Origin of the sequence: Nonomuraea sp. 3-1Str (genome assembly GCF_031570565.1) — a bacterium.
Classification (GTDB): Bacteria; Actinomycetota; Actinomycetes; order Streptosporangiales; family Streptosporangiaceae; genus Nonomuraea.
The window spans coordinates 148,077-158,894 of the sequence record NZ_JALHBK010000021.1 but is presented as its reverse complement, the minus strand read 5'-3'; the positions used below and the strand labels follow the sequence as shown (position 1 = coordinate 158,894).

General features: G+C 70.3%; 13 protein-coding genes. 7 read left to right on the top strand and 6 right to left on the bottom strand.

The annotated features are described in order from the left end of the window. Positions 1-579: 579 nt before the first annotated feature. From MTP10_RS29095 to MTP10_RS29085, 3 genes are all read left to right on the top strand, one after another. On the top strand, positions 580-978 hold the full coding sequence (locus MTP10_RS29095; protein ID WP_310713080.1) for a hypothetical protein: 399 nt from the start codon (positions 580-582) through the stop codon (positions 976-978). A gap of 136 nt (positions 979-1,114) precedes the next feature. After that, the gene (locus MTP10_RS29090) at positions 1,115-1,303 is read left to right on the top strand and encodes a hypothetical protein (RefSeq protein WP_310713079.1); all 189 of its coding nucleotides are present in this window, start codon (positions 1,115-1,117) and stop codon (positions 1,301-1,303) included. Positions 1,304-1,308: 5 nt separating this feature from the next. Further along, positions 1,309-1,551, top strand: coding sequence for a hypothetical protein (locus MTP10_RS29085; RefSeq protein WP_310713077.1), 243 nt, complete (start codon positions 1,309-1,311; stop codon positions 1,549-1,551). Positions 1,552-1,613: 62 nt separating this feature from the next. On the opposite strand, the gene MTP10_RS29080 is transcribed toward MTP10_RS29085, so the two are convergent. After that, positions 1,614-1,943 (bottom strand): hypothetical protein, encoded by a 330-nt coding sequence (locus MTP10_RS29080; protein WP_310713074.1) that lies wholly within the window; start codon positions 1,941-1,943, stop codon positions 1,614-1,616. Positions 1,944-2,196: 253 nt separating this feature from the next. Here MTP10_RS29080 and MTP10_RS29075 point away from each other — a divergent pair, with 253 nt between their 5' ends. Then, positions 2,197-2,772 (top strand): class I SAM-dependent methyltransferase, encoded by a 576-nt coding sequence (locus MTP10_RS29075; protein ID WP_310713073.1) that lies wholly within the window; start codon positions 2,197-2,199, stop codon positions 2,770-2,772. 169 nt (positions 2,773-2,941) lie between these two features. Here the strand turns inward: MTP10_RS29075 and MTP10_RS29070 are convergent, their stop codons facing one another. Both MTP10_RS29070 and MTP10_RS29065 read right to left on the bottom strand, forming a co-directional pair. Beyond that, complete coding sequence (locus tag MTP10_RS29070) at positions 2,942-4,276, bottom strand: AarF/UbiB family protein (protein WP_310713071.1); 1,335 nt, start codon at positions 4,274-4,276, stop codon at positions 2,942-2,944. Positions 4,277-4,338: 62 nt separating this feature from the next. Then, positions 4,339-5,682: a hypothetical protein gene (locus tag MTP10_RS29065; protein ID WP_310713070.1), complete on the bottom strand. Its 1,344-nt coding sequence runs from the start codon at positions 5,680-5,682 to the stop codon at positions 4,339-4,341. A 244-nt stretch (positions 5,683-5,926) separates the two neighbouring features. Here MTP10_RS29065 and MTP10_RS29060 point away from each other — a divergent pair, with 244 nt between their 5' ends. The 3 genes from MTP10_RS29060 (at position 5,927) to MTP10_RS29050 (ending at position 7,889) form a co-directional block, all read left to right on the top strand. Then, positions 5,927-6,709 (top strand): enoyl-CoA hydratase-related protein, encoded by a 783-nt coding sequence (locus MTP10_RS29060; RefSeq protein ID WP_310713069.1) that lies wholly within the window; start codon positions 5,927-5,929, stop codon positions 6,707-6,709. Positions 6,710-6,777: 68 nt separating this feature from the next. Beyond that, a complete protein-coding gene (locus tag MTP10_RS29055) occupies positions 6,778-7,293 on the top strand; it encodes a M48 family metallopeptidase (RefSeq protein ID WP_310713068.1) in 516 nt (171 codons plus the stop codon). Then, complete coding sequence (locus MTP10_RS29050; protein ID WP_310713066.1) at positions 7,290-7,889, top strand: hypothetical protein; 600 nt, start codon at positions 7,290-7,292, stop codon at positions 7,887-7,889. The genes MTP10_RS29055 and MTP10_RS29050 overlap by 4 nt, the downstream gene beginning before the upstream one ends. A 49-nt stretch (positions 7,890-7,938) precedes the next feature. Here MTP10_RS29050 and MTP10_RS29045 read toward each other — a convergent pair whose 3' ends face one another. From MTP10_RS29045 to MTP10_RS29035, 3 genes are read right to left on the bottom strand one after another with little or no spacing between them, the layout of a single operon-like run. Beyond that, the gene (locus tag MTP10_RS29045) at positions 7,939-8,931 is read right to left on the bottom strand and encodes an endonuclease/exonuclease/phosphatase family protein (RefSeq protein ID WP_310713064.1); all 993 of its coding nucleotides are present in this window, start codon (positions 8,929-8,931) and stop codon (positions 7,939-7,941) included. A 28-nt stretch (positions 8,932-8,959) separates the two neighbouring features. Beyond that, on the bottom strand, positions 8,960-9,532 hold the full coding sequence (locus MTP10_RS29040) for an NUDIX hydrolase (protein WP_310713063.1): 573 nt from the start codon (positions 9,530-9,532) through the stop codon (positions 8,960-8,962). Beyond that, positions 9,529-10,767, bottom strand: a complete 1,239-nt coding sequence (locus MTP10_RS29035; RefSeq protein ID WP_310713088.1) for a zinc-dependent metalloprotease — start codon at positions 10,765-10,767, stop codon at positions 9,529-9,531. The genes MTP10_RS29040 and MTP10_RS29035 overlap by 4 nt, the downstream gene beginning before the upstream one ends. Positions 10,768-10,818: the final 51 nt, after the last annotated feature.

The window sequence follows — 10,818 nt, the reverse complement described above, 5'->3', positions numbered from 1 at the left end:
GATCAAACTCTCCAAAAAAGGTCTGAACCTAACTGAAAAAAGGAATCCGTCACCGAAATGACGGGGTTGTGCATCATGCACTGGCTTTTAACACACTGTTGAGTTCTCAAGAAACGGACGCGTACTCTCCGGAACTGCGAGAGGCGCTTTTCGCTTCGGTCTTTCGTTGTGTCTTTATTCTTTCAGCGACCCGATTTACTGTCAAATTCGGCGCTTTCAGAATTCCGACTTACCCCGTCTCCGGGGCAACCCCTCTAACTTACCAGTCGATCCGGACACATGCGAATCGTCCGTCATCGAGCCAGAAGAAGAGGGGAGTTGCCGGGCACCTCCGAGGCTCCTGAGAGCCTTCGGCTGCCCTGCGTCGGCAACTCTAGCAGCCCGACGCACCTGCTTTGCGCCACACAGGTAATCCCACGGTCCTTCCCTCCCCTCGTGTCAATCAAACCTCGGCATGTCCCCAGCTGGTCGTACGAGGAGAGCCGGCTTGGCCGCGCGGCAAGCCGACGTCAACCCATCCGCAATCGCCGAACGGTACGAAGTACGTACGAGCACTCTGCGCCCATGGAGGTGTCCGCTATGACTCGCTCGGAGTTCGACGACATCCGCGCCTTCCTCGCCGATGAGGCGACCCACGCCGGTGACCTGCTGCGGGTCGCCCGGACTCTGATCGACGACCTGGAGCACGCCCGCATGCGCGAGGCCATCCTCCGGACGTACTACCTGCGTCTGCTCACGGCCGCCCGCGCGACCGTGGCGGCGGACAGCGTCGGCGCCCCCGACCCGCTGACCTTCCTCAAGCATGAGCTCGCCGAGCACGGCCAGCTGCCCGAGGACGGCGCGGCCGTCCAGCGCATCCTGTCCGACGCGCGGGCGGCGGAGGCGCTGCTCGCATGCCTGGAGGAGAACGTCCAGCGCCGCCCGAAGGGAATGCGCCTGCGGCGTTGTGTCGGCACCGGCCGCCGGCTCTCCCACTGATGGGCCGCCGACGGAGCACAGAGCGCCGCCGGCGGCTGCGCGGGGACCAGCGGTGCGCGATGCGCCGCCGGCGGGGTGACCGGATGACAACTCCGCAGATACCCGCCCTTGGTGCTATGGCTGTCAGACTGCGCGTATGTGGCAGCGAGGGTTGAATTGGGCGGCGGTCGCCTTTGTTGGGATATTCGGCCTGATGTGGGTTGGCGTCGTGATTTACGCGGACGCGGACTCCACCCTCTGGATGCGCATCGGAGAGACGATCTTCGGCCTCATTCTCACCGGCTGGGCCGTGCGAAGGGCGGCCATCATGATCATCAAAGTGTGAGTGCCATGAGCGAGCAACTCTACGAAATCAGTCATGACATGGGCGACGACGTACAGGAGTCGCACGTCGCCATGTACCGCGACAGCTTTCCGCAACGGCATCGCATCGACGAGATCGACGACGAGGTGGCACGTGGCATCTCTCGATGGGTCCACGAGGAAGACGAGCGGGAGTCGGACACGTACGTGGACCCGCTGGAAGAGTCCCGGTCGTACTTCGAGGACGACAATCCGCGTTCGGCCCGCTAGTACGTCCCTCAGGGCTGACACGGCGGCGCGACGCCCCACCCACCCCGGAGCCGGCGCGCTGGTCACCGGCTTGGTGTCCGGCTACGAGTTGCGCAGCGCCTATCTGGTGCCCCGCTCGATACAGCCGGCGAACGCCGCCTGAACTCGGGATCGCCAGGCAGCTCGACCTCGTCGGCGACCTCCATGAACAGGCTCACCCAGCGGCGCCGCTGGGGTTCGGTGATCGCCTCGCCGAGATGCATGGAGAGCATGTGCACGTATCCGCCACGTTCCTCGGTGCAGCGGTTCGGGCCACCGAACACCTCCCCCAGCCGGATGGCGACGTATCCGGGATGGCCGGAATCCAAGTGCCGGAGCAACGGCCCGATCAGGTCATCCTTCAGAACCTGCACGTAGAAGCCCTCGGTCAGGCTCTCCAGCGCCTCCCCCGCCCGCGCACTGGTAGAGGATCGAGGCAGGTAATCCTGCGCTCGAGGACGATCTCAACCCGTTGATCCCCCCGGGCGGCTCCTGCAGCCGGCCCGGCCTCGTCCTCCCGTTCGACGTCAGCGTCGGCCTGGCCGGTCAGGACGGCGTCGCATGCAGGGTCAGCCTCCATTCGAGGGAAGCGGCCCCGCGCCCCGCCGTGGTCGGGACAATCTTCGGATGACCTTCAATCACAACGATCACTACCACCCGGTGCTGATCAGGCAGATCCCGGACGGGGGGCGCAGGGCGCTCGACGTCGGGTGCGGAACCGGGCGGTTCGCACGCGCGCTGACGGCCCGCGGGCTGGAGGTCGACGCGGTCGACCCCGACAAGGCCGTGATCCACGCCGCGACAGGCGCCGGGATCACCTACATCCACGGCGACATCACGACCATGGAGCTGCCTGCCGGCCACTACGACTACATCTCGTGCCTGGCGAGCCTGCATCATGTGCCCTTCGACACGGTACGGAAGTTGCGGGCGGCTCTCGCTCCCGGCGGGGTATTGACCGTGCTGGGCTGCTACCGCATGAGTGCCCCCTCGGATTACCTGCTCGACCTGGTCGCCATTCCGGCCAACGCGGCCATGCGGCTCGCGCTGATCCGGCGTCCCGCCCCGGAGGTCGATGCACCGGTGAAGGCGGCGAGCATGACGTTGGAGGAGATTCGGAGCGAGGCGGCGACGCTGCTGCCGGGGGCGCGGATCAGGCGGCTGGTGTTCTGGCGCTATCTGCTGACGTATCAGGCGGTCTGACGCCGGGCGCGAGTGCCCGTCCGGACGGTCCCGCGCAGCGAGACGCTCCTACGGCTGCCTGAACCGGGAATCTTGAGCGGATGGGGATGACGCGCAGGTCGGCCCGCCCGGTGTTCTGCGAGCGGGCACCTGACGCCTTCACCAGCAGGTACGCGTACAGGGCGACGAATCAGCCGATGGCCAGGGCCTCGTCGTTCGGGTCGTCCGCGAAGCCGGGGACCCAGCGGACGACCTCGTCGCGGAACCTCGCCGTCGCGTTGAGCTGGCACAGGACCCCGATGCCGGCCGCGTGGACCCGGTGGATGAGGACGTACGACACCGGGAGGTTGAGCTGGCGTACCACGTTCGTGGGGCGCAGGTCCGTGACGCTGGCGGCCTGGGCCTGGAGCCATTCGCGGCTGAAGGTGAACTCCTCCACCGCCGTGGGCTCGACGTACGGGGCGAGGAACGCGCGCAGGGCGTCCGGGTCCACCTCTATCCCGGGGCGGATGAAGCCCTCCTCCCGCAACCCGTTGATCACGGTCTCCATGTCGCCCTTGTTGAAGATCCGTGTCAGCTGGCCGAACGCCTTGGGGTAGCCCTCGGGAAGCCGGTTGACCGCGCCGAAGTCGAGCACGCCCAGCTTGCCGTTCGGCAGCATGCGGAAGTTGCCCGGGTGGGGGTCGGCGTGCAGCATGCCGACGCGGGCCGGCGAGCAGAAGAGAAAGCGGACGAACAGCAGCCCCATCCGGTCGCGCTCTTCCTTGGTCCCCTCGGCGATGATGCGGGACAGCGGTGTGCCGTCCATCCACTCGGAGACGAGGACCATCTCGTTGGCGGCGATCACGTCGGGGACGTGGAAGTCGGGGTCGTCCATGAACTCGAGGGCGAAGGCGTGCTGGGCCTCGGCCTCGCGGAGGTAGTCGAGCTCCTCGGCGATGCGCTCGCGCAGCTCCTCCAGCACCGCCTTGATGTCGAGACCGGGCAGCACGACCCCGAAGAGCTTGCCGAGCCGCGCGAGCTGGGCGAAGTCACCGAGCAGCGCCTTGCCCGCCCCCGGGTATTGGATCTTGACCGCGGCTTCCCGGCCGTCGTGCCACACGGCCCGGTGGACCTGGCCGATGGAGGCGGCGGCGGTGGGCTTGTCGTCGAAGGAGATGAAGTTGTCGCGCCAGTCGTCGCCGAGCTGCTCGGCCAGCACCTTGTGAACGGTGGCCGCAGGCAGTGGCGGCGCCGCCTCCTGGAGTCTCGTCAGCGTGGCGCGGTAGGGTCCCGCGATCTCTTGGGGCAGGGCCGCCTCGAAGATGGACAGGGCCTGGCCGACCTTCATAGCTCCGCCCTTGAGCTCGCCGAGCACCTTGAAGATCTGTTCGGCGGTCCGCTGCTGGATCTCCAGGGCCACCGTCTCGGCCGGCTTGCCCCCGATCCGCTTGCCGAGTCCGAGGGCTGCACGCCCGGCGAACCCCAGTGGGAGAGAGGCCAGCTTGGCGGAGCGCGTGACGGCGCGGCGTGGAAGATCGCTCACACTGATGCGCGGCCTCTCGGGAAGAAGCCGCTCCCCCTTTCGACGGTCGTCGCCGGAACACGTCAGTCGCTGGTGGGCGACACGACCATTCTTAGCGAATAAGGATTGTTTCGCATACAACGACATTCCGGATGAGGCGTCCACGGCGTGCTCCCCCAGCGCCAGTCGGGGGTGACGTCCGCTGTGGAGTTCGTCACAGCCGATGCATGACCGTCCAGATGGGCGAGCGCGTGCCCGGTCGCGGCGGCGGCCACGACCGTCGCGAGGGTGGTGTCGCAGGCGACCTCTCCCGGCGGGTAGCCGCCCAGCCGGGCGGTCACCATCGCCCATCCGGGGTCACGGTCCCGTCTGGTCAGATCGAGGCAGTGGAGGCATGCCGTCCGGCCTGGCAGGACGAGCGGCCCGACGGAACCGTGCCCCTCGAAGGCGGAGACGAGCAGGTGTGGGATGCCGAGCTCGGCCAGCTCGTTGACCAGCAGGAGGTCGAGCGGCTCGACGGGGGCGAGGATGACGAGGTCGGGGCGGTGGGTCCCGTCGCCGAGGTAGGGGCCGCCGGCTCGTACCAGGACGGAAGGCGTGCCGGGAGCGGCCGGCGGCGTGACGACCGGCGCGGCGCGGGCGTGAGCCTGGTTCCCCACGGTAAGCGCGCCGTCTCCCAGGGAGGCCGTTCTCATGAGCGCCGGGTCAGGGGGAGCGTGGTCCTTCACGGGACGGACGCCGGATTTCACGGGACCTGGTCCAGGGCGTCGGCGCCGGCCTGGGCGTGGGTCCGGCTCGGTGCGGGCGGCGCCTGCCGCTTCCGGAGGCGGCGGGGCTCCGCCGGACGTGAGGCGGCGGGCGACGGCCACCGCGCCGTCCTGGCGGCTGAGGTCCAGCTCGCTCCACGTCAGGCCGCCCGGTGTGAGGTCGCGGGGCCGGACCGGGCCCGGGTCGAACACACGGATGTCGCCCACACCGCACGATGCCAGCAGAGCGACGATCTGTGCCCCCACCCTGCCCGCTCCGTGGACGCGCACCCGTGCCCGTCTCCTTGCCTGGAACACGATGGAGCCGCCGTCCGGGCCCGCCGACGCCAGGTCGAGGGCGTCGACGTCGGGCTCCAGCCGGTCGCGCTCGGCCAGCGAGAGCCCGCGCAGCGACACATGACCGGCTGAGGCATCGTGGAGCACTCTGCGAGCGGTCAGCTGATCGAGCATGGCGCGGGCCATCGGCTCGTCGAGGCCGGCGGCGGACGCGGCGCGCAGCACCTGCCCCATGTCGCGGCTGCCGTCGAGCAGAGCGATCCATCTCCGGACCGGACCGGTGAGACCGGTCAGGACGACGGCCTTGGCGGGATGGACGCCGAGCTGCAGGGTGCGCTCGTCGCGCAGGATGCGCCGGAGGGCGGGCTTCACACGTGGCCTCATGGCCGGAAGGTTTCCACGTCGTGGCGGCTTCGCGCGGCGGCTTTCCGCGGGCTGTGGATAACCGAGGAGGCGGGGGGTGGGCTGTGGATGACCTAGGAGGCGGGGGTGGATCATGAAAACGCCACAGCGACGGGCGGAGGTCGGGTACGGGAGCGTTGCCGGAGGGCAGGAACCACGCCGTCGCGCACCTGGTGGTGGCGTGGATGCCTGGAGGACGGTGGGCGGTGGTCGTTACGCTCCCCGCATGAGTGAGCTCCTCGTCGAGCGCGACCCCGACGGTGTCGTGCGGCTGACCCTGAACCGGCCCGACCGGCGCAACGCCATGACCGACGGCATGACCGAGCAGTGGCGCGACACCATGGCCGAGCTGGCCGGTGACCGGGACGTGCGGTGCGTGGTCGTCACCGGTGCCGGGTCCGCGTTCTGCGCCGGCGGCGACCTGTCATGGCTGGGCGAGCGGAACGCCGAGCCCGTTCCGCGGCTGCGCGAGCGGATGCTCGGCTTCTACCGTTCCTGGCTGTCCATCGCGGCGCTGGAGGTGCCGACCGTCGCGGCCGTCAACGGGCCGGCGGTCGGCGCGGGGCTGTGCCTGGCGCTGGCGTGCGACCTCGTGTACGCGGCCGACGACGCCCGGCTGCTGGCCCCTTTCACGTCGCTCGGCCTGCATCCGGGGATGGCGGCCACGTACCTGCTGCCGGCGAGAGGCGGGACGGGGCTGGCGCGGGAGATGCTGCTCACCGGGCAGGCTATTTCGGGCAAGGAAGCAGAGATTAAAGGATTGGTAAATCGTTGTTTTCCACGAGCTGACCTCATGACGGAAGTGTCGGCGGTCGCGCGGAAGATCGCCAGGAACGCTCCCGTCGCCACCCGGCTCACCAAAGTCGCGCTGGCCTCCGGCCACGCCGATCTGGAAGCCGCGCTGCGCTGGGAGGCGCTCGCACAGCCCGTGACCATGGCCTCCGCCGACCTGGTCGAGGGGCTGGCCGCGCAGCGGGAAAGGCGCGTGCCCAAATTCACCGGGTCTTAATCATCTGACCAGGAGAAACAAGCACCTTCCCTCTGTGGAATTTCGCCGGTGTCGGCTAACGTGCATATGTGCCCCCCGAGACAGTCGAGGTCCGTCGCAGTTCTCGTCGCCGGCGTACGGTCTCCGCATACCGCGACGGCGACAAGACGATCGTGCTCCTGCCCGCCTGGCTGACCGGTCAGGACGCGGACGAATGGGTGAGCCGGATGCTCGATCGGCTCGCTGCCCGGGAGCGCCGGAGGAGGCCGACGGACGAGGGCCTCCTCGCGCGGGCCCGGGAGCTGTCGGTGAAGTTCCTCGACGGCAGGGCCGACCCGGCGAGCGTGCGCTGGGTGGACAACCAGCAGCACCGATGGGGCTCCTGCACTCCGGAGAACGGCACGATCCGCATCTCGACCCGGCTCAAGGGCCTGCCCGAATGGGTCATCGACTACGTGATCATCCACGAGCTGGTGCACCTGCTGGTGCCGAGCCACGGCCCCGCGTTCTGGACGCTGGTGGAGCAGTACCCGAGGGCCGAGCGGGCACGCGGCTTCCTCGAGGGCTTCTCGGCCGCCGTCAGCGCACCACCGGAGGAGTGTTGAGGCGCGTCGCCGCGGTCCTCGTACGGCAGAGCACGGCGGGCGCCGTACCCGAAGGCGTGGACCCGAGGGAGTTCCTGGAGGCGGTCGCCGAGGACGCCTACGAGGTGGTCGCCGGTCTGGACCTGGTGACCCCGGTGCTGGTGACGAGTGTCCCGGGGCTGGAAGAGCTGGTCTGGCCGGGCACCGAGGTGATCGAGGTCGGCGAGGACGAGCCGTTGGCGGGCATCGCGGCGCGGCTGGACGGCGACCAGGCGGTGGTGATGGCGGCCGACGCCCCCGACCTGCCGCCGCTGCTGATCGGCAAGCTGTTCCGCGAGCTGGGACGAGCTCAGGTGAGCGTCTGTCCCGCCGAGGGCGGAGGGGCGGTCGCGATGGCGTTCGGGCTGCCGATGCCCGCGTGGGCGGGCTCCGGTCTCGACGAGTCCGACCCGGTCACGGCGCTGCGCGCGCAGGCGCCGGGCAGGCGGATGGTGGCGACCGTCCCGGGCTGGCACCGGCTGCGCGCCGCCGGTGATCTGGCACGACTCGATCCGGGGCTGGAGGGGTGGGACAACACCCGCGCGCTGCTGTCCGAGGCGGGTCTGACCGCGCGCTGAGCTCACCGCAGAACGGGTCCGGCCCTCTCCGCCGCCTCCAGAACGGGTTCTAGGGAACGGCGAGCTCGGCGAAGACCGCGCGGTGGTCCGTGCCCGGCACCGTGTGCACGCTGACCTCACGCACGGCGACCCGCCGGTCCACCAGCACGTGGTCGATCGTGATGATCGGCGGCACCCTCTTGTTGGCGGGCCACGTCGGGATGAGCCCGGCTCCGACCTCGTCGGCGGCGTCCTTGTAGCCGCGGGACAGCACCCCGCGCATCGACGCGTGGTCGAGCGAGGCGTTGAAGTCGCCCGCCAGCACGCGCACCACGTCCGTGGAGGCGGCCGGCAGCTCGCCGAGCGCCTGGCTCCAGTCCGCCGCCTGCCGCCCCAGCGGCGGGAACGGGTGGACGTCGAGGAACTCGATCGGCTTGCCACCCGGCAGCGAGATCCGGGCGGCCGGCATGTTGTGACCGACGGACGGCGCCAGCTCGGGCATCGCCTCCATCGGGTACTTCGAGAACAGGCCGCTCCCGGTGGCGCTCCACTCGGCCTGGAGCACGCGGTTGGGCATCAACGTCTTCAGCCCCAGGGCGTCGAGCTCCTCCACGGCGCCGGGGGTCAGCTCCTGGGTGCTCAGCACGTCCGGATCAAGGCGGTGGACGAGGTCCATCACCGCCTGCGGGTCGGCCTTGCCGAACAGCATGTTGAGGGTGAGGACGCGCATCGGCCGGCCGGCCGTGGCGTCGGCCGTGCCCAGGGCGCGGGGCAGGACGCTGACGCCGAGCGCGGTCGTGGCGATCAGCGCGACAGCCGTGGCGGCGCGCCTGCCGCCGACCGCTGCCACGAGCAGCGGAAGGAGCGAGCCCGCCGCGACGTACGGCGTGGCGGTCATGAGCTGTGTCGGCAGTGATCCGCGTTCGAGGCCCGCGACCCTGGCCACGGCCCAGGCCGCGAACGGCGTCACGGCGAGCCAGGTCAGTGTGGTCGGCAGCCGGCGGCGCGACCGGGCCGCGACCACGATCGTGCCGCCGACCGTGCTGTCGGCTGAGATCTCCACATCGCCCCCTGTTGGAACGGTACAGACTCTAGCCGGACGGCTGTGAACGGGGCGTAAGACGCGACAGGAGGACCTCCCGGCCGCGCGCCGCGAGCCGGCGAGTGGCCTCGTCGGACAGCTCGGGGATCTCGTCCACGGGGAACCAGCGCAGGTCGAGGGACTCCTCGCTGATGACCGCCTCCGCGCCCGGCGGCGCAACGGCGGCGTACTCGACGTCGAGGTGCCAGCTGCGCGGCGGGTGGCACCAGACCTCGTGCCGGTCCAGCGCCAGCGGGCCGGGCAGCAGCTCCAGGTCGGGGATCCCGGACTCCTCGGTGGCCTCACGCAGGGCGACGGCGGTCAGCGAGGCGTCGGACGGCTCACAGTGGCCGCCCATCGGCAGCCACATGCCGGCCTTCGGGTGCAGCGTGAGCAGCACCCGCCCGCCGTCGTGCGACAGCACCGCCGTGGTCGCCGTCAGATGACCGGGGACGCACTCGCGCAGCATCGCGTCGTCGTGGTCGCGCAGGTGGCCGAGGAACCCGCTGCGATGCCGCTCCTCCTCGGCGGTGGGCGCCGTCCAGCCGGACAGGACGGCCACCGCGTCGCCGTGCAGGCTCACTTCTGGTCGTCCTCGCCCTTCTCCGGGTCCTTCTCGTCGTCGCCGGGGCCTTCCATGCCGCTTTCGAGGTGTGAGATGTCCCACTCCGACTCGCCCCGGACGAACGCCTCGGGGTCGTCGAGGTCGTCGGCCGACGGCATCAGGTCCGGGTGGGACCACAGCGCGTCGCGCCCGTCGACGCCGCGCGCCTCCCGGACCGCCTCCCACAGCGCCGCGGCCTCGCGCAGGCGGCGGGGACGCAACTCCAGGCCCACGAGGGTGCCGAAGGTCAGCTCGGCCGGGCCGCCGGTCGCGCGGCGCCGCCGTACGGTCTCGGCGAGGGCTCCCGCGGACGGCAGCTTGCCCTCGGCGGCGTGGCCCGCCACGGTGGCGACCCAGCCCTCGACCAGGGCGAGCGCCGTCTCCAGGCGCGCCAGCGCGGCCTTCTGCCGCTCGGTCTCCTCGGGCTTGAGCAGCGCGCCGCCGCTCAGCGCCTCCTGGATGGCCTGCGGGTTGTTGATGTCGAGCCCGCGGATCTGCTCCTCCAGGGCCGAGGTGTCGACCGTGATGCCCCGCGCGTACTCCTCGACCGCGCCCAGCAGGTGGGAGCGCAGCCACGGCACGTGCTGGAACAGCCGGTGATGCGCGGCCTCGCGCAGCGCCAGGTAGATCCGGATCTCCTCGGACGGCAGCTCCAGGCCCTGGCTGAACGAGGCGATGCCGCCGGGCAGCAGCGCGGCCCGGTCGGACAGCGGCAGGCCGATGTCGGTGGTGCCGAGCACCTCGCGCGCCAGCGAGCCGATGGCCTGGCCGATCTGCTGGCCGACCATCATGCCGCCCATCTGCTTGAGCATGCCCATGAGCGGCCCGGCCATCTGCTGCGCCTCGGGCGGCAGTCCGGAGCCGCCGAGCGCGCCGCCCATGGTCTCGACCATGCGCGCGGCGATCGGCTCGCACAGCGTGCGCCAGACGGGGATCGTGTTCTCGATCCACTCGGAGCGGCTCCACGCCTCGGGCGCGCCGACGCCGCTGGGCAGCGTGGTGGCCTCGTTCAGCCACAGATCGGCCAGGCGCAGGGCCTCGACGATCTGCCGGCGCTCGCCCTCCATGACGCTGGGATCGCCCTCCGCCACCACGGCGTGACGGGCGATGTTCTTGGCCATGTCCCAGTTGACCGGGCCTGAACCCTGGGGTGCCGACAGCATGTCGGCGAACTGGCGCATCGCCTGAGCCATCTGCTCAGGGTTGCCGAACATGGCGAACGGGTTTTCGTTGGGGTCGTTTTCGCGACCTGGCAGGTCAGTCAC

What these genes read in the sequence shown, in the direction of transcription:
- MTP10_RS29095 (WP_310713080.1), top strand. Translation starts at nt 580, where the DNA reads ATGACTCGCTCGGAGTTCGACGACATCCGCGCCTTCCTCGCCGATGAG.
- MTP10_RS29090 (WP_310713079.1), top strand. Translation starts at nt 1,115, where the DNA reads ATGTGGCAGCGAGGGTTGAATTGGGCGGCGGTCGCCTTTGTTGGGATA.
- MTP10_RS29085 (WP_310713077.1), top strand. Translation starts at nt 1,309, where the DNA reads ATGAGCGAGCAACTCTACGAAATCAGTCATGACATGGGCGACGACGTA.
- MTP10_RS29075 (WP_310713073.1), top strand. Translation starts at nt 2,197, where the DNA reads ATGACCTTCAATCACAACGATCACTACCACCCGGTGCTGATCAGGCAG.
- MTP10_RS29065 (WP_310713070.1), bottom strand. Translation starts at nt 5,682, where the DNA reads ATGAGGCCACGTGTGAAGCCCGCCCTCCGGCGCATCCTGCGCGACGAG.
- MTP10_RS29060 (WP_310713069.1), top strand. Translation starts at nt 5,927, where the DNA reads ATGAGTGAGCTCCTCGTCGAGCGCGACCCCGACGGTGTCGTGCGGCTG.
- MTP10_RS29035 (WP_310713088.1), bottom strand. Translation starts at nt 10,767, where the DNA reads ATGTTCGGCAACCCTGAGCAGATGGCTCAGGCGATGCGCCAGTTCGCC.